The following is an 18,690-nucleotide window of genomic DNA, read 5'->3' as shown; positions in this document are numbered from 1 at the left end:
ATCTCTACAAAAACCAGTATGGGAACAAAAGAAATAAAAAGTTGTTAATATTATTGTTTTTCAATACATTACATAAATTAATACACCTGTCAATCGTAGCTGATCAGGCAAATAAAATATGCAAGAAATGCAATTCCTATTTTGTCAATATTTCAAAGTCTGAAAACTGTTAAAAAAACATAAAAACTTACATGTCGCCATTAACTATTAACAAACCAGTACCGGAGGGCAAACGTATAGAATAGTCAACCTGTTCAAAATACGAAAATATGCACCCTTTGCTTCGAAAAATAATATATCCAAAATTCAGTGAACCCATTCAGGAAATTGAAAACAGGAGGCTATCCACGTTGCACCGGGTCATTCTGGCCTCTATCCTTATTTCGATTGTATTTATAGTTCTGCAAGCTATCAATGGGCTGAATGAAATAGTGTACAATAATTTACCAATAACAGCTACATACATATTCTGTTTGTATTTATTCAACACCGGACAATACAATACTTCACGAAATGTTTTTTTGATCTCTATCAACGCATTTGTTTATCTATCAAATCTTAGAGCCGGAAATGATTCAGGTATATTTTTGTTTTTCTTTCCTATTGCTGCCGGAACATTTTTTCTATTCACTGAAAAAGAAAAGCACTTATTAATTGCGGTGGCAGCTCTACCTGTTGTACTTTTCCTTTCTTCCTTGACCTTTCATACTACTATCATCTCTTCACTACCAATACCTGAACATTTAATTAAGCGTAACTACATTTTTTGTGCTGCAATTAGTATCACTATCACCTTATACTGTATTTACTATTACCTGAAACTATATCACAACTCCACGCTACTTATAAAAAGTCAGAAAGCAAGTCTAAAGTCACTTATTGAAAACATAGGTGATCCCATTTGTCAATTTGACCTCGATTTCAATGTAAGACAGTATAATGAATCATTTTCAGCATTCATGTTAACTATATTTAATGTTGACATAAAACTACACCCTTCTTTAACCAACATATCCAGGGAGAATACTTCGACAAACCAAAAATCAAGAGGTGTGGAAAAATCATTTCAAAGATGCTTTTAACGGATCAATCATGTCTACTGAAACCCAATTTACCGATAATGGAAGAACACTTTATTTTGAACTAAAGATAAATCCGGTCAAAGTAAACTCAATTATTTGCGGAGCTGTAATGACCTTAAAAGACATTACTTCAAGGGTTAATAATGAACTCTTATTAAAAAGAAATCTTGAAGAAAAGCAAAAATTATCTACTGTAGCAAACACAATTAAACATAGTATATTAATTACAGACAATGAATTCAAAGTAACCTGGACAAACCCCTTTTTCAAAGAAATAACCAAATTCACGGCAGGTGAAATAATGAAACAACCCGTTTTAAACTCACTTTGCGGTCCACTAACAGATACAACAGGCGTTAATGACTTATTAAAAGATCTCGCATCGGGGCGATCCTCAACCATTGAAACCATTTTATACAAAAAGAACAAGGAACCGTTCTGGAGTTATATCAGTTCATCGCCGGTTTATGACGATAACAATTGCATTACCGGACATATATTTATTGCCCTTGATATTACAGACAGGAAAAGGTCTGAAGAGTAACTTCAACTTCTCCTTACCCATGCTCAGAAACTTAATAAAGAACTAACTGACCGGGACACAGAACTTCAAGCATCCATTCGCAAACTAAATAAGCAAAGCTGGGAAATCCAAATATCAAAGCAGCATCTCCAAAAAAAGAAATCAGAACTTGAAGAAAGCAATAAGGAATTAAACATAAAAGCAAGAAAGCTGGAGCAAAACAATTCAGCCATCGTGTTACAAAACAAAGAACTGGAAGAAGCGAGAAAAGCCATAAGTCAAAAGGCGGAATTATTGGAGCAGGTTAGTAAATACAAGTCTGAGTTTCTTGCCAACATGAGCCATGAATTACGAACGCCATTAAATAGCATCATCATACTTTCACGATTATTGGCAGAAAACAAAGATTCTAATTTGAATCGTAAGCAGATTGAATTTGCTCATGTTGTTCATAAATCAGGAACTGATCTCTTAAATCTCATCAATGACATTCTTGATTTATCAAAAATTGAAGCCGGGAAAATTGAAATCGAAAAGGCCGAGTTTGAAATAAGTCCGTTCTGTAAAGATATCTGGAATAGCATACAGCCCACTGCTAAAAGTAAGAATATTCATTTCAGTTTGCAAAACAACATCACATCCACACCCACCATTTTTACGGATGAAATGCGTTTATCACAAATATTAAAAAACCTTTTATCTAATGCCATTAAATTTACCTCATCGGAGGGAAATGTAAGTTTAACAATCTCAGAACAAGAGTCTGGCCTCATCAGATTTGAAGTAAAAGACGATGGCATTGGTATCCCTGAAGATAAACAAAAACTAATTTTTGAATCATTCAAGCAAGTGGATGGCAGTATCAGCCGGAGGTTTGGAGGAACCGGATTGGGTCTGAGTATCTCCAAAGAACTTACACATCTGCTTTCCGGAAAAATTGCCGTTATCAGTAAGGAAGGAGAAGGTAGTACATTTATTGTAGAAATTCCTATAGGACAAACTAATACAAAACAGGGTCCTACCAATGAACGTCGACTGTTAATTATAGAAGATGACGAAACCTTTGCCAAAATCCTTGAAAAAATGGCACTAAGAGAAGGATTCAAGACTGAAATTTGCCATAGAGGTGACACCGGATACCTTCGTATAAAAGAGAGTAAGCCGGATGCAGTATTGCTGGACATGAACCTTCCCGGAATAAATGGCTGGAACCTTATAAAAAGAATCAGGTCGGAAAAGAGATATAGCTCAAATCCCTATACATGTAGTCAGCAGTGCAAAAGCATCTGATAGTCCAACCGTCCTTCCATTTGTATCCTGGTTTGAAAAGCCGGCATCTACTTCTCAACTTACGAGTATATTTAGAAATCTGAAAAACACTATAGGCAATAACCATAAGGTTTTGGTCATTGAAGACTCTCCTGAGCAAAGTATGGTCGTAAAACAAATGCTTAAAAGACAAGGCATAACCTGCGAGATAGCGGAAACGGGCATGGATGGCATATCCAAACTTATTCATGAATCCTTTGATTGCATAATACTCGACTTAAACCTTCCCGATTCAGATGGCATGGCACTCTTAAAGCAGTTTAAAGAAGCACCTGAATTTTCAGCTATTCCTGTTATTGTATACAGCTCCAGAGAACTAAATGACAAGGAAAAATTATTCCTAAAAGATTACGCCAGTTCATATATCAATAAGAACACCGATCATATTGAATCCTTGCTGGAAGAAACCACCCTCTTCCTTCAATCTGTACAGGAACAAAAAAACAGAAGTCAATTTTTCGGAAAACTCCCTGACAAAAAGAAAATTCTTAACGGAAAAAAAGTATTGGTAGTCGATGATGATGCGAGAAACATCTATGCATTATCCTCTATGCTTGAATTATATGGCATGGAAATACATACCGAAAATGATGGTGCATCTGCAGTGAAATACCTCAAAAACAACCCTAACACGGACCTGGTTCTCATGGACATCATGATGCCGGGAATGAATGGTTATGAAGCAACGAAAAGCATCCGTAGAATAGAGCACTTATCCGGCATTCCGATAATAGCTGTAACAGCCAAGGCAATGAAAGGAGATCGTGAGCATAGTTTATCCTGTGGCATGGATGAACATATCACGAAACCTATCGAAGGAAATTCACTCATCACTATCATCAGCAATTTTTTCCAATGAACCACTCCTTCGAAACACGCAGTCCGAACAATGAAATTCAAGAGTTTACCAGTAAATTCTACGGATTTCAACTAGAAGCCTATCATTCGCTTTACTTTGAACGAAGGCTTGATCGCTTCAAAGCAAGAAATGGAATTACTAAAACTCAAGAACTGATTGACCTGATTTTAAATAATCCCAGCATCGCATCCATTTTCAAGAACGAATTTCACATTAGCTATACAAAGCTTTTCCGTGAACCGACTTTCTTTATTCCCCTTCTCCAATTTATAAAGCAAAAATTGAAAACGAGGGAACGATAAGAATATGGCATGCAGGCTGTGCGCAAGGACATGAAGCGTATTCATTAGCGATACTTTTGGAAGAACACAATCTCCTGGAAAAATGTAAAATCTACGCCACTGATGTAAACACTTCTGCATTAAGATCCGCTGCGAAAGGAATAATCGATATCGGGGAAGTAAAATGTGGCGTAAAAGACTATATGCTTGCAGGTGGACAAGGACATATAATTCATCATTTTCACCTCAATGATAATAATGCCATCTTAAAAGAACGTATCCTTTCTAAAATCAAATTCGCACAACATGAACTGGGTCGAAATCCCCCTTTTCAAAAATTCGACTTAATTATTTGTCGAAATGTCCTGATATATTACAAGCAATCTTACCAAATTTTTTTGCTTAAAACATTACTTGACTCCCTTCATCCAACCGGTTATCTGGGACTATCAAATTGTGAATCACCGGGGCAATTCGAAAAGGAATATGGGTTAAAAAAGACAGATATCTCACACAATATTTATCAGTTCTGATGTGCCATTCCTAGCGAAATAACTAACAAAACAAACGTTATTACGTAAAAACAATTCCAAAGCAAATTATTAAATGAAGCATAAAATACTTTTAGTGGATGATCGACCGGAGAATTTATATTCCCTGGAAAGTATGCTCATGGAAGACGACCGGATAATTTTCAAGGCGAATTCAGGTGATGAAGCGCTAAAAATTGCATTCCAGGAAGATCTATCATTAATACTATTGGATGTACAGATGCCGGAAATGGACGGCTTTGAGGTGGCCAATATGCTGAAGTCAACCAAACGTACTAAAAAGATTCCTATCGTATTTGTTACGGCTATCAGCAAGGAGAAGAAATACATGCTACAGGGATTAGATGAAGGCGCCATGGACTACTTGTTTAAACCATTGGATACAGACATTACGCGATCAAAAGTAAATACCTTGCTTCAGTTCTTCGCACAACAAAAAGAGATTGAGCAGAAGAATAATGAACTACTAAAGTTAAACGAAGAAAAGAATTTCTTCCTTGGTATGGCTTCACACGATCTTAGAAATCCGTTGGGAAATATCATCACATTAAGTAGTTTAATTTCACAAGACATCGGCCATAACTTTCCGGATGAGTATAAAAACTATCTGGAAGTTATAATGAGTACATCACGACGAATGCTGGAGATGCTCAACAATATTCTTGATGTTTCAAAAATAGAATCCGGAGTCACCACACTTGATTTAGCTCCCATTTCAGTACATGATCTTTTCCAGGAATGTATTAGTTGCAACAAACTACCTGCAGATAAAAAGAAAATTCATCTCTCTTATAGTATTGCTGATTCGACCGGCAAGCCCTATGCTGACAAAGGACAGATTCTACAGGTGCTAAACAACTTAGTTTCAAATGCGATTAAATACTCTCATCCATCTACTGCAATAGAACTTACTGCAGAAGGATCCTCTGAGGAAATCACCATTCACATCATTGATCAGGGACAAGGAATTCCGGAATCAGAACATAAAGTATTATTTTCAGCATTCAGTAAAACCAGTGTACGAAGCACTGCGGGAGAAGGAAGTACCGGTTTAGGATTGAATATTGTAAAGAAAATAGTGGAAGCTCATCATGGAAGAATTTGGGTGAAGAGTAAACCCGGAGAAGGATCGGTTTTTTCCTTTTCTCTTCCGATAGTTTCTGTTAAAAAAGAAATAGAAAATTAATATTTTTTAGCAGGACTCAATGATTACGGCATAGCCCTGTCCTACTCCAACACACATGGAAACCATCGCGAATTTTTTTCCTTTTAATTTCAATTCAATTGCTGCAGAATTTAAAATACGGGCACCACTCATTCCTAAGGGGTGACCAATAGCAATGGCGCCACCATTCGGATTTATTCTTTCATCATCATCACCAAATCCCCATGCTCTGATGCAAGCCAGACTTTGTGCAGCAAACGCTTCGTTCAATTCAATAATATCGATCTGATTCCAGCTCATACCGGCTAACTTCAAGGCTTTATTAGCCGCTTCAACAGGACCAATACCCATGATCCCGGGAGTAACACCGATGGCTGCTGCGGAAACCACTCTTGCGAGCGGAGTAAGTCCATGGGATTTTAAGCCCTTTTCAGATGCAAGTAAAATCGCTGCTGCTCCATCATTCAATCCGGATGCATTTCCGGCTGTAACGGTACCGTCTTTACGAAAAGCAGGTTTAAGTTTTGACAAGCCCTCTAATGTAGTGGCCGGTTTAATAAATTCGTCAGAAGAAAACAGTATTGCATCTCCTTTCTTAGCAGGTATTAAAAGGGGTACAATTTCCTGAGCGAGACGACCGGAAGATTGCGCATTATTCGCCTTCTCTTGTGAACGAAGTGCGAACTTATCCTGATCTTCCCGACTAACATGATCTCTGACTGCGACATTCTCTGCCGTATCACCCATTGATTCCACACCATACATCTCCTTCATCAGCGGGTTCACAAAACGCCAGCCAAAACTCGAATCGAACAACTGCGCATCACGACCATAAGGCGTACTTGTTTTTGACATGACCCATGGACCACGGGTCATATTCTCTACACCTCCTGCAATGACAATATCAGCTTCTGCAGATTTTATCATACGGGCAGCAGAGGCAACAGCAGATAAGCCGGAAGCACAAAGTCTGTTGACCGTTTCACCGGGAACACTTACCGGATAACCTGCGAGCAACAGAGACATTCTAGCCACATTTCTATTGTCTTCTCCAGCTTGATTTGCACAGCCCATAATAACATCATCGATGCATTTGGGATCGAGACTGTTATTTTTCTCCAATAAAGATTTTAACACATGTGCTGCTAAATCATCCGCACGCACAGCAGCTAATGTTCCTGCAAAATTTCCTATGGCTGTTCTTACCCCCGATACAATATATGCATTCATTTTTATTCGATGTTATCTGATTAATTGAAATAGTCTGACTTTATAATGATCTCTTTTATTCCCCTGAAGGAAACCAATCTTTTGAAGTTCTGTACACTGTTCCTTTAAACAAAGCAACAGTACGGCCATGTTGATTCGATACAGTCACCTGATAGATACCAATTTTATTTGATCTGTTCATTTCAATGGCTGTTGCAATAATCTCATCATTTTCCATCAAAGGTTCCGTGTGAGAGATGGAAGTTTCAACAGAAACACTTCGTTGTCCATGAGAATTAGCAGCAAATGCCAATGCACTATCGGCCAATGAAAAAGTAATTCCACCATGAGCGATTGAAAAACCATTGAGCATTTCTTTCCTGATGGTCATCTTGAGCACACATTTTCCCGGTGCAACTAATACTCTTTCGATACCCAACCACTGACTGAACCAATCATGGTCGAACATACGGTTTACAACTTTGGATGCTAAATCTATTTCATCTGCCATCTTTAACAATTTCGAGCAAAAATAAACAATAGCGAGCAATCGCTTTCACGAGAGCAGAATTAAACATCATTCGATTATACATGGAAATCAGAATAAACTATACTGTGTTTGATGTTGTTCGAGGTGAAGCAACCATTCCTTGCGATCGAGGCCCCAGGCATAGCCTGTCAGTTGCCCACTGTTCCCTACAATGCGGTGACAGGGGATGATGATGGCCATTGGATTTGCGGCATTGGCCGCAGCAACCGCACGCGTCTTCTTCTCATCTCCGCAACGGATGGCGAGCCTTGCATAATTCATAGTCTGGCCAAAAGGCACCTTCATCACTTCTTCCCAAACTAATCTTTGAAAAACGGTGCCGGGAGGATCAATTGGTAAATTAAAAGAAGTTGTCTTACGCTCAAAATATGCCTTCAGTTGAGCACGCGCTTCATTCAATAAGGGATGATCCGTATTTTCCTCATAAGGCTGATTTGAAAAATATACAGCAATGACCGACCAGTTCGTGGTTTCTATATTCAACCCGCCTATCGGAGTTTGTAATGTGGTCCTGTACATATTTGCAGATTAAAGATAGAAAAATTCAGCAAATAGAAATCAAAGAATAAAGAATTACCTAGCTATCACAACAATGGCTACTCCATTTACTATAGGATTCCCAAGTAGTATTACTGCAGCAATCCCTCTAGAAAAACTTCTCCTTTTTATCCGCCATCTTTCTCAAAAGAACAGAAGGCCGGTAACGATCTTCTCCATACTCCTGATTCAAATGATTCAAGTGATCCAATACAGTATTTAATCCGATTTCATCCGCCCATTTTAACAAACCCTTCGGATAATTTACACCTTTAGTCATGGCGAGGTCCAATTCTTCCTTGGTAGCCACACCCAAATACAATGCATCTATTGCTTCATTGATTAACATACTGAGCACTCTCATAAAAATTACATTGCCCAATACTTCATCTTTCACCGGCTCAACGCCTATTGCCTCTTCCCTATAATCATAATATCCTCTACCGGATTTACGACCAAGCCTCTTTGCTTCGGTCATTTTCTTTTGCACCAAGGATGGCTTATAACGAGGGTCAAAATACATTTGAGACCAAACAGTTTCCGTTACCGCATAATTCACATCATTGCCGATGAGGTCCATCAATTCAAAAGGCCCCATTCGAAAGTTGCCGAAAGTTTTCAAAGCCCAATCGATAGTGGCGATATCTGCAATACCCTCTTCCAAAATTCGCAGGGATTCCCCATAAAATGGTCGGGCTACGCGGTTTACAATAAAGCCGGGAGTATCCTTCGCTAAGACAGGAACTTTTCCCCACGCACGCATCAGGTCCAAACATGTTGTCGGGAGTAATAGAATTCGTCTGTAGTGCCGGAATCACTTCCACCAAAGGCATTAAAACAGCGGGATTAAAAAAATGAAGACCAATTACACGTTCCGGAATTTTGCAGGAGGAAGCAATGGCGGTAATGGATAAAGAGGATGTATTCGAAGCCAGAATGGCATCTTCATTCAACACCTCCTCTACCGCCGCAAACAATTCACTTTTCACCCCTAATTTTTCAACGATTGCCTCAATAAATAATGATGCACCCCGCAGATCAGAAAGTGAAAATGCGGGAATTACGCGTTGTCTGATTTCAAGAGCAGCTATCTCCTCTAACTTGCCTTTTGCGACTAATTTTTCAAGGAAGAAGCGATTCCAACCAACGCTTTTTCAATGGCTTCCTTATTGGTATCATAAAGAAATACGGTATGTCCTGCCATTGAGGCGACTTGAGCTATTCCTGCTCCCATTGCTCCTGATCCGGCGATGGCTACTTTTGAATTTAGATTTGACATTTAACTTATTTCGAAATTATGATATTAATTTCCCTTAAAGACGGGCTTTCTCTTTTCAAGAAATGCATCTACTCCTTCTTTATAGTCGGCGGTTTCTCCTGCGAGTTGCTGGTATTTCTCTTCCCGATTCAACTGCGTAAAAAAATCATTCGACAACGACTCGTTCAGGAGTAGTTTCGTATAGCCGATACCTTTAGTAGGCATTTTACTCAAAGTTGCTGCAATCTTCAGGGACTCCTCTTTCAACAATTCATCCGCCACCACTTTATACAGCATCCCCATTTGCAAAGCATCCTGTGCTGAAACTTTATCTCCCAACATCATTAATGCAGATGCACGTTGAAAACCAATCAAGCGTGGAAGAAAAAAAGACCCGCCTGAATCAGGAACTAATCCGATCTTACTAAATGCCTGAATAAAAGAAGCAGATGAGGCTGCTATTACGATATCGCAGGCCAGCGCAATATTTGCACCTGCCCCGGCTGCTACGCCATTCACTGCACATACTATAGGCTTCTCCAAAGCCCTTATTTTTTGCAAAATAGGGTTATAATGTTCGCGAACTATCGTCGGAATTCCCGGACCATCGGGATCAATCGCCTCGGAAAGATCTTGTCCGGCAGAAAATGCTTTACCCTCACCGGTAATGAGAACAGCTCTAATCTCAGGATCAGCCGCCACCAGGTCCAATTCATTTTGAAGTTGAACAGCCATTTCCTTATTAAAACTATTAAACTTGTCGGGGCGGTTGAGAGAAAGCATACGAACGCCATCAATTGTTGAAGCAAGAATACTGTTCATGTTTTGAAATATTTTAACGCGAAAATAGCGAATAGCAAGAGGCTAAAAGCTCCGGGATAAGGAAAGAAGTGATTCCTGCCCGGCAATTCTATCGCTAAAGCTATCAAAAATAAGTCATTAAGTCTCTATTAACCAAGACAATGCATTGTAGAAAAATAAGCGAGAATATGCGATTTCATCCTTTTTTATGAGCAATCCCCTTCTTACTTTCGCAGTAGTAAAGGATTAAAAAACATTATAAATTAATAAGCAACAATGACAGGTTCCAAAATAACCATAAAAAATGGCAAATTAAAAGTTCCCAACGACCCCATCATCCCATTTATTGAGGGCGATGGTACAGGTGCCGACATCTGGGCATCCTCCGTCAGGGTACTCGACGCTGCAGTAGAAAGAGCATTTAAGGGAAAGAAAAAAATTATCTGGAAGGAAGTTTTAGCAGGAGAAAAGGCCTTTAATAAAACGGGCAATTGGTTGCCACAAGAAACCCTTGATGTAATCACTGAATATAAAGTTGCGATCAAAGGACCTCTCACTACTCCTGTAGGCGGCGGAATTCGTTCTTTAAATGTCGCGCTACGACAGCAACTGGATCTTTACGCCTGCATTCGTCCTGGTACGTTGGTTCAAGGGAGTTCCTAGTCCTGTCAAGGAGCCGGGGTTAGTCAATATGACCATCTTCCGTGAGAATACGGAAGATATTTATGCGGGTATTGAATTCATGTCGGGTTCACCGGAGGCCGATAAGATGATTAACTTTCTGGAGAATGAAATGGGTGTAAAGAAAATACGTTTTCCAAAAACATCCTCTATTGGTGTGAAGCCGGTTTCTCTAGAGGGAACTGAGCGACTTGTGAGAGCGGCACTGGAACATGCTTTTCAATACAATCATAAATCGCTCACGTTGGTTCACAAGGGGAACATCATGAAATTTACTGAAGGTAAATTTAAAGACTGGGGATATGCTTTAGCAGAGCGTGAATATGGCGATCGTGTTTTCACCTGGGTGCAATACGATAAGATTAAGGCGGATAGCGGTGAAGAAGCGGCCAACAAAGCGCAGAGTGATGCCATGGCAAACGGGAAATTAATTGTAAAGGATGTTATAGCGGATGCATTCCTGCAACAGATATTGTTACGACCTTCAGAATACGATCTCATTGCCACGCTTAATCTTAACGGCGATTATATATCAGATGCACTTGCCGCACAGGTAGGTGGAATTGGGATTGCTCCGGGAGCCAATATTAATTATTTAACCGGCCATGCTATATTTGAAGCCACACATGGAACAGCTCCTAAATATGCGGGAAAAGACATGGTAAATCCATCATCTGTTATTCTTTCCGGAGTAATGATGCTGGAATATATGGGATGGGGACGCGCCGGCAAATTAATCATTAAAGGAATAGAGCGCAGCATTAAAAAGAAGAGAGTCACTTATGACTTCGAACGTTTGATGAAGGGTGCAACTAAGTTGAAGTGCTCTGAATTTGGAAGTGAAATAATTGCCAACATGTAATCAGCGGAATTCGTTTTATACGAAGAAAGGGCTTTCTGAAAAGAAGGCCTTTTCTTTTATCCTTAAATTATGGCTCAAACGTTCTATGATGAGCTATTTAAAAATAAAGCCTGGACCATTTCCGTTATGACATAATAGAATTCCTTTTATAGGGATTAAATTCTTATATTTACATTCATTCACCAACGCTTCAATTTCTTGAAAGCCTGCCTCCTCACTTTATTCTTCTTCCTGTCACTCCAGAGTTTCGGGCAGGGAGATAGTATTTTCAGTTTTTTTTCTGTTCAACAACAGGAAAATGAAGTTGCGCTTTTCTTTACAGTGAAGGGAGGGATACAATGCAGCGGTGTGAGCGTTCAGCGTTCTGTAGACGGAATTAACTACGCAACGCTTTATGAGTTTCCGGGCGTATGCGGAAGTCCTTCCGGGGATGAATCGTACCTGTATATTGATAAAACGCCCGAAAAAAACCGCATCAATTATTATCGTCTTGAAGTGGGTTCTCTTCAGTGGTTTTCTGAAGAAAAGCAGGTGCTGTTCTATTATTATGAAAAAGGCAAACTCCAAATAGCTCCTAATCCCTGCAGAGATTGCACCATTCGTTTCCCCAATGAAAAAAGGGAATCCTGTGAAATTTATGTTTATAATTATGAAGGGAGATTAATTTACAGAAACAGCACGAAAGAAAATTTTTTATTATTAGAAAATGCCTTTCCTGCCAATGGCCTGCTTCACATTTCTGTTGTTTACAAAGACGGGAAGAAAATCAGCGGTAATTTGATTTCCGAATAGCGGACAATGTTTAAACAATTATAGGAAGACATTCCATTTCAGGAATTCAATGGCACTTAAATAACTCAAAAGGTTGATGACAACCCTCACAGAAATAAAGGGCTTTACAGGCGGTTGATCCAAACTGACTGGTGAGTTTAGTATTTTTACTATCACAAAACGGACATTTTATATCCACATTTTTTGGAGCTGACAATGGATGCAAATGTTCGAAAGTCAATTTTGGAGGAGGAGCGATCCCATAGGCTTTCAATTTCTCCTTTGTCTCCTCCGACATCCATTCGGTGGTCCAGGCGGGTCTATAAACGACTACAATTTCTACCTGATATCCCATTTCCGTCATTAACTCCTGCACAGCCATTTCCATGGTCTTCATTGCCGGACAACCGCTATACGTTGGAGTCATAGTGACCTTCACGTTTTTACCCTTTACTGCTACCTCTCGCACCACACCCAGTTCCACGATAGTAATGGCGGGCACTTCAGGATCAGGAATACTGTTCAATGCGGACCAAATATCCTTTTCCTCAACCGACAATTGGTTATTCATGATTCAGCAGCATTAAGCTTACCATTTCGCATCCGGATATGCCCGTGGCAGGAACTGCATTTCAGAGAGGAGATGTCCTAAATGTTCTGTATGCATTCCCTTCATCCCACCTGTTGATTGATAGCCTGAATCAGCAGGCTTCTTCAGCGTAGCCTTTAGAAAAACTTCATCGGTCATTGCATCCCATTCCTTCCGCATCGCTGCAAGGTCACATGCAATTCCGGTTTTGATTAACACTTCATCGGCTTCATCCATTTCAAAAAGTTCATTGGTAAAATGCCATAATTCATCCAGCGCGGATTGTGCTTTTTGATGACTTTCTTCCGTACCATCACCCAAACGAATCACCCAATCGCTGGAATGACGCACGTGGTAAGTAACTTCTTTCAGTGATTTTTCAGCCAATCCGGCAATGGTATTGTCGGTGCTCTTCGTTAGTGCTCTGAACTGAAGGTAGGATAAACAACCAAAGAGAAAAGAACGCATCATTGTAGCCGCGAAATCATAATTGGGTTGCTCGACGATACATCTGTTAAAAAACTCCCGCTCATTTCGAAGAAAGGCTAAATCATCTTCTGATCTCTCCTTCCCTTCTACCGTTGCGGCATAGGAATAAAATCCTCTGGACTGACCAATGAGATCCAGTCCCATATTACTCATCGCAATATCCTCTTCAAGAACCGGTCCATGCCCACACCATTCACATAAGCGTTGAGCAAGAACAAGGGCGTTATCGCCGAGACGAAGAGTATAATTAAACAATGCTTCCTGCTGTGTCATCAGATTTGTTTTATGCCATCAGGCGTTTTAAAATAATTGGGCCATCGGTACATTTTATCATTTGCAGGATCGAAAAACGAACCTACATCCTCAGGTGTTGAAGCGGTAATTGCCGAAGACGGTACCACCCAAATATTCACTGCTTCCTGACGGCGGCCGTATACATCTCTTGCATTCATCAGTGCAATTTCAGCATCAGGAGCATGCACATTTCCGGCATGTTCATGTGCTTCACCATTTTTATTCTGGGTAAACACTTCCCAGGAGGGCCATTCTTGTGATTTTGACATTGGAGAACTGAATAAACTATTTTATTGACTTTTTATTAATTATTTCGAATACCATGTAATGCGATAAATAAAAAGTGACAGCATGATAATCTTTTTTGCTATTTACCATGTTTCTCTGCATACGCTAATGCCGCACTTCGCACCCATGCACCATTTTCGTGAGCATCGCGTCGTTGCTTTATTCGCAAGCGATTACATGGACCATTACCTTTAATTACATTATTAAACTCCTCCCAATTGATCTCGCCGAAATCATAGTGACGGGTTTGCGGATTCCATTTCAGCTTAGGATCAGGAATTTTAAGACCAATAGCTTCTGCCTGAGGAACAGTACGATCAATAAAACGTTGACGCAAATCATCATTGGTTTGAAGTTTCACTTTCCATTTCATCAAGTCGCCAGAGTTGGGAGAGTTGGTATCATGAGGACCAAACATCATCAAAGCCGGCCACCAAAAACGGTTCATTGCATCCTGAGCCATTTCCTGCTGTTCCTTCGTACCTTTCATCATATACGCCATGATCTGATACCCTTGTTTATTGTGGAAATTCTCTTCTTTACAAATGCGAACCATCGCTCTTGCATAGGGGCCATAAGAACATTTAGCCAACACCGTTTGATTTACAATTGCTGCACCATCAACCAGCCATCCGATTGCCCCCATATCGGCCCAATTCAAAGTCGGATAATTAAAGATGCTGGAATATTTTGCATGACCTGACAACAACTGATCAATCATTTCTGCACGATCTGTCCCCAATGTTTCGGCCGCACTATAAATATACAGCCCATGACCTGCTTCATCCTGAATCTTAGCAAGCAAAACTGCTTTCCGCATTAAACTGGGAGCACGGGTCAACCAATTCCCTTCCGGAAGCATTCCTACCACTTCTGAATGAGCATGCTGTGACATCATCCGCAACAACTGCTTACGATAACGATCTGGCATCCAATCCTTTGGCTCCACAACAACCCCACTTGCAATTTTTGCATCGAACTCTGCCTCCCGTTTAGTAAACTCTTCAGCGGTCAATTGATTTTCCATATTTATGATGAATTAACAAGATGTAAAATTATGACAATCAGCTATGCAAGACAAATGAGATTTATCAATATTTACACCTTTAAAACAAACTTAAAAACGATTTGTTCAGGTGATCCTCTAAAGGCTTATGCAACAAGAATCCCGAATGACCGTATACTGAGAAATTATGCCAATCCCCTAAACCTAAGCAATAAGTAGATTAGCTATCTTTGTAAATATGAGAATCTTAACAAGAATATTAATTTTATTTATCTTGATTTGGGGGAGTTCCTGCCGCCAAGTAAGTGATGTAGCATATTTTCAACCTACTGATTCTACCCGGGCTGACCGTAAAGTAATTTACCCGAATTTCAATACAGACAAATCGAATCTGACCCCGCCTATTTATGAAAATCTAATTCAACCCAGCGATATACTTTCCATCTATGTTTCGAGTTTAAGTCCGGAAGCCAGTAGTTTCTTCAATGCCATTGCTCCGGTGGAACGCAATGAACAAACGAACAATAGTTCATTCTCCACAAGAACAGATATTGGTTATCTGGTAGATACACAAGGCTATATAGAACTACCACTCATAGGTAAAATTAAGTTATCCGGAATGAGTACGTCAGTGGCAAAGGACACTTTAACCCTGAGACTGGAAAAATACTTGCAATTTCCCTCGGTGAGAATTTACATTGAAAATTTCAGAGTTACATTATTGGGTGAGGTATCCCGGCCTGGAGTTTACAGTGTCACAAATGAGCGAATCACGATTCCTGAAGCATTGGGACTTGCAGGAGATCTTACAATTTATGCAAACAGAAAAAACATCACTTTGATACGCGAAGAAAAAGGAGGAGAAAAAAAGTACATCAATATAGATATCACAAAAAGAGAACTTTTTAACTCTTCATTTTACAATTTGCGTTCCGGCGACATATTATACGTTTCTCCTGTCAAAGGAAAAGTTGCACAGAGTGATAATTTTTACAGAGTGTTGCCGATAGTAATCAGTAGCCTAACTTTAGTAGCAGTACTAGTAGCACGAATAATCCAATAAAACAATTTATTTTCAAATACAAATGAGCAACGAAGCTAAAGCACAACCGCCTCAATACAACTATCCCAACCAGCAACAAGCAATTGGAGCCGGTGAAACTCACAATCAAATCAACCTCAAATTTTTATTCCATAAATATTTCCTCCGTCATTGGTATTTATATATCTATACGCTTACTCTGGGAATCATTACGGCTTATTTTTACAATTGGTATGCTACACCCATTTATTTCACGAGTTGCACAGTACTTATTAAAGACGACAATAAAAAGTACAATGGTGATGATCTGCTTTCACAATTAAATCAGTTCAATTCAGAAGGGGGCATTGAGACTGAAATTGGAATAATACGATCCAGAGAGCTCATTTATAAAACACTGAACGATTTAGGCTACGACAAAAGTTACTTTCTTAAAGGAGAAATAAAAACTTCGGAAATTTACAAAGAAACACCGATTCATCTCGTTGAAGACACATTATATACAATTGCCAACAGCACTTTACTGAATATTGAAATTCTGGATAGCAGGAAATATAAATTAAGTTATAGTCATCCGAGTGGTTATCAGATCGGATACTACCTCTTTGACAAAAAGGTAAATACTAAAATCGGAATTTTCAAAATTGTCAAGACCGATAAATTCAAGGATGAAAGCTATAATACAACGTCCTACGACAAGCGAAATTTTTTCATTCGGTTCAATTCGATCGAGAACATCACTGTTGTTTACCAAACCGCCTTAAAGGTTGATAAAATCAGTAAAATGTCTAATATATTACAGGCTTCTATACAAGGACCAGTACCTAGTAAAAACGAAGATTTTCTAAACCGGCTTTTTGACTTTTACATAGCAAAAGGCATTGAACTAAAGAATGAATACGCAGTTAATACATTAAAATTTATTGATGAACAGGTTGCCTTACTGACAGATGAAATTGATCTCAGCGAAGCCAATGTAGAGCGATTCAGGGTAACAAAAGGAATCACCGATTTAAGTGTTGAAGCGAGTTCATTCCTGGAAAGCGTTAAAAATTTTGACGCGAAAATTTCAGAATTACAGGTTCAAATTTCATTTCTCGATTATTTAGAGCGGTATGTCGCACAAGGCAAGGAACTATCCGGCAATATTTCCCCGGGAAGTATATTAGTAAATGACCCCTTACTTACTAATCTTATTTTAAAGATGAATGAGTTGGAAAACAAGAGAAAATCTCAATTGAACCTTGCCAAACAGGAAAACCCTTTGTTAATTGGATTAAATATTGAAATCCTGAATACTAAATCAGCGTTACTGGAGAACGTAAAAAGTTTACGTAATGGACTGAAATCCTCATTGAATGAGGCCATGTTGCAAAAAGGACAAGTGCAGGGAAAACTACGGTTACTTCCGGGAGCACAACGCGAATTGCAAACACTCATGAGAGGCTCTAATATCAAAGAAACATTATACTCCTACTTATTACAAAAGAGAGCCGAAACAGCCATAATACTTGCATCTACAACAGCTGATAACCGTGTTGTTGACAGTTCCCGTACATTTTTCAAACCATTGAAACCTGTTAAAAGTTTAAGCTATTCCATCGCAATCATATTAGGGCTTTTAATTCCTGGCATTCTCATCTACAGCAGAGATCTGTTGAATGATAAAATTCTTGACCGTTACGATTTGGAAAGATTGACTAATATTCCAATGCTTGGGATGATTGGCTTAAGTGCATCGAAATCGAACTTAGTGGTTACTGAAAAACCAAACTCACATATATCAGAAGCTTTTCGATCCATTCGAACTAATTTGCAATATTTCAATCCTAATAAGGATCAGAATATCATAATGGTTACTTCGTCCATAAGTTCGGAAGGTAAAAGTTTTTGTTCATTGAATTTAGCAGTAATGCTTGCAATGTCTGGACGAAAAACTATTTTAGTGGGCTGTGACCTGCGCAAGCCAAAAATTACCGTTGGCTTTGATTTTACGAGTGAAATTGGATTGAGCAATTACTTGATTGGAATAGCCTCTGAAAATGATGTCATCCAAAATTCCGGCACTATTCCTAATCTTGATATTATCTTATCTGGTCCAAAACCACCCAATCCATCTGAACTTATCATTTCTCCCAAGATGGATATTTTGTTCAATTATTTAAAAGCCAATTACGCAAATATCATTCTTGACACTCCACCCGTTGGTTTAATTACCGACGCAATGGTGCTTTCAAAATATACTGACATCAACATATATGTTGTTCGACAGGGCGTAACTCGACGGCATCATCTGAGTTTCGTAAATAAACTTTACAATGAGGGAAAGCTAAAAAATTTATGTGTCATTTTAAATGCGATGAAGGCCAATAACAGAAGTTACGGTTATGGGTATGAATACTCTTATGGGTACGGATATGGATATGGTTATGGCTATGGTTATTATGAAGAAGACAGTAAAGAAAGTGGTATCAAAGCTACATTTAAATCAATATTCGGTAAAAAAAGAAAAAAAGCTTGACA

17 protein-coding genes and 2 pseudogenes are annotated in these 18,690 nt (G+C 39.1%); 10 read left to right on the top strand and 9 right to left on the bottom strand.

The window, feature by feature from the left end; all coding sequences use genetic code 11:
* The first annotated feature begins 278 nt into the window (after nucleotides 1–278).
* The 6 genes from IPJ86_11630 to IPJ86_11605 all read left to right on the top strand — a co-directional run bounded on the left by IPJ86_11630 (nucleotide 279) and on the right by IPJ86_11605 (nucleotide 5,811).
* A complete protein-coding gene (locus IPJ86_11630) occupies nucleotides 279–1,082 on the top strand; it encodes a hypothetical protein (protein MBK7887909.1) in 804 nt (267 codons plus the stop codon).
* A gap of 10 nt (nucleotides 1,083–1,092) precedes the next feature.
* Nucleotides 1,093–1,626 (top strand): PAS domain-containing protein, encoded by a 534-nt coding sequence (locus tag IPJ86_11625; GenBank protein MBK7887908.1) that lies wholly within the window; start codon nucleotides 1,093–1,095, stop codon nucleotides 1,624–1,626.
* A 213-nt stretch (nucleotides 1,627–1,839) separates the two neighbouring features.
* Nucleotides 1,840–2,895, top strand: a complete 1,056-nt coding sequence (locus IPJ86_11620; GenBank protein MBK7887907.1) for a response regulator — start codon at nucleotides 1,840–1,842, stop codon at nucleotides 2,893–2,895.
* A gap of 112 nt (nucleotides 2,896–3,007) precedes the next feature.
* Nucleotides 3,008–3,793, top strand: a complete 786-nt coding sequence (locus IPJ86_11615) for a response regulator (GenBank protein MBK7887906.1) — start codon at nucleotides 3,008–3,010, stop codon at nucleotides 3,791–3,793.
* A 265-nt stretch (nucleotides 3,794–4,058) separates the two neighbouring features.
* Nucleotides 4,059–4,607 carry a hypothetical protein gene (locus IPJ86_11610; GenBank protein ID MBK7887905.1) on the top strand — a complete coding sequence of 183 codons (549 nt, stop codon included), beginning with the start codon at nucleotides 4,059–4,061 and terminating at the stop codon, nucleotides 4,605–4,607.
* A gap of 73 nt (nucleotides 4,608–4,680) precedes the next feature.
* A complete protein-coding gene (locus tag IPJ86_11605) occupies nucleotides 4,681–5,811 on the top strand; it encodes a hybrid sensor histidine kinase/response regulator (protein MBK7887904.1) in 1,131 nt (376 codons plus the stop codon).
* A gap of 6 nt (nucleotides 5,812–5,817) precedes the next feature.
* Here the strand turns inward: IPJ86_11605 and pcaF are convergent, their stop codons facing one another.
* The 5 genes and pseudogenes from pcaF to IPJ86_11580 form a co-directional block, all read right to left on the bottom strand.
* Nucleotides 5,818–7,020: a 3-oxoadipyl-CoA thiolase gene (pcaF, locus tag IPJ86_11600; protein ID MBK7887903.1), complete on the bottom strand. Its 1,203-nt coding sequence runs from the start codon at nucleotides 7,018–7,020 to the stop codon at nucleotides 5,818–5,820.
* Nucleotides 7,021–7,075: 55 nt separating this feature from the next.
* Nucleotides 7,076–7,510 carry a hotdog fold thioesterase gene (locus IPJ86_11595; GenBank protein MBK7887902.1) on the bottom strand — a complete coding sequence of 145 codons (435 nt, stop codon included), beginning with the start codon at nucleotides 7,508–7,510 and terminating at the stop codon, nucleotides 7,076–7,078.
* An 87-nt stretch (nucleotides 7,511–7,597) separates the two neighbouring features.
* A complete protein-coding gene (locus IPJ86_11590) occupies nucleotides 7,598–8,068 on the bottom strand; it encodes a methylated-DNA--[protein]-cysteine S-methyltransferase (GenBank protein MBK7887901.1) in 471 nt (156 codons plus the stop codon).
* Nucleotides 8,069–8,195: 127 nt separating this feature from the next.
* Nucleotides 8,196–9,365 (bottom strand): annotated as a pseudogene (locus IPJ86_11585) (3-hydroxybutyryl-CoA dehydrogenase).
* A 24-nt stretch (nucleotides 9,366–9,389) separates the two neighbouring features.
* Nucleotides 9,390–10,166, bottom strand: coding sequence for an enoyl-CoA hydratase/isomerase family protein (locus IPJ86_11580; GenBank protein MBK7887900.1), 777 nt, complete (start codon nucleotides 10,164–10,166; stop codon nucleotides 9,390–9,392).
* Between the two features lie 255 nt (nucleotides 10,167–10,421).
* Here IPJ86_11580 and icd point away from each other — a divergent pair.
* Both icd and IPJ86_11570 read left to right on the top strand, forming a co-directional pair.
* Nucleotides 10,422–11,688 (top strand): annotated as a pseudogene (gene icd / locus IPJ86_11575) (NADP-dependent isocitrate dehydrogenase).
* Between the two features lie 198 nt (nucleotides 11,689–11,886).
* Nucleotides 11,887–12,480 carry a hypothetical protein gene (locus IPJ86_11570; GenBank protein ID MBK7887899.1) on the top strand — a complete coding sequence of 198 codons (594 nt, stop codon included), beginning with the start codon at nucleotides 11,887–11,889 and terminating at the stop codon, nucleotides 12,478–12,480.
* 46 nt (nucleotides 12,481–12,526) lie between these two features.
* On the opposite strand, the gene paaJ is transcribed toward IPJ86_11570, so the two are convergent.
* The 4 genes from paaJ to paaA form a co-directional block, all read right to left on the bottom strand.
* Nucleotides 12,527–13,030 carry a phenylacetate-CoA oxygenase subunit PaaJ gene (paaJ, locus tag IPJ86_11565; GenBank protein ID MBK7887898.1) on the bottom strand — a complete coding sequence of 168 codons (504 nt, stop codon included), beginning with the start codon at nucleotides 13,028–13,030 and terminating at the stop codon, nucleotides 12,527–12,529.
* An 18-nt stretch (nucleotides 13,031–13,048) separates the two neighbouring features.
* On the bottom strand, nucleotides 13,049–13,810 hold the full coding sequence (gene paaC / locus IPJ86_11560; protein MBK7887897.1) for a phenylacetate-CoA oxygenase subunit PaaC: 762 nt from the start codon (nucleotides 13,808–13,810) through the stop codon (nucleotides 13,049–13,051).
* Nucleotides 13,810–14,100, bottom strand: a complete 291-nt coding sequence (paaB, locus tag IPJ86_11555) for a 1,2-phenylacetyl-CoA epoxidase subunit B (protein ID MBK7887896.1) — start codon at nucleotides 14,098–14,100, stop codon at nucleotides 13,810–13,812. The genes paaC and paaB overlap by 1 nt, the downstream gene beginning before the upstream one ends.
* Before the next feature lie 98 nt (nucleotides 14,101–14,198).
* Nucleotides 14,199–15,146: a 1,2-phenylacetyl-CoA epoxidase subunit A gene (paaA, locus tag IPJ86_11550; GenBank protein MBK7887895.1), complete on the bottom strand. Its 948-nt coding sequence runs from the start codon at nucleotides 15,144–15,146 to the stop codon at nucleotides 14,199–14,201.
* Nucleotides 15,147–15,363: 217 nt separating this feature from the next.
* On the opposite strand from paaA, the gene IPJ86_11545 reads away from it, so the two are divergent.
* The gene (locus tag IPJ86_11545) at nucleotides 15,364–16,188 is read left to right on the top strand and encodes a polysaccharide biosynthesis/export family protein (protein MBK7887894.1); all 825 of its coding nucleotides are present in this window, start codon (nucleotides 15,364–15,366) and stop codon (nucleotides 16,186–16,188) included.
* Nucleotides 16,189–16,210: 22 nt separating this feature from the next.
* A complete protein-coding gene (locus tag IPJ86_11540; GenBank protein ID MBK7887893.1) occupies nucleotides 16,211–18,688 on the top strand; it encodes a polysaccharide biosynthesis tyrosine autokinase in 2,478 nt (825 codons plus the stop codon).
* The last annotated feature ends 2 nt before the right edge of the window (nucleotides 18,689–18,690 follow it).

It is taken from the genome of Bacteroidota bacterium (assembly GCA_016713925.1).
Lineage (GTDB): Bacteria > Bacteroidota > Bacteroidia > AKYH767-A > OLB10 > JAJTFW01.
This window is presented reverse-complemented; position numbering and strand designations above follow the sequence as displayed.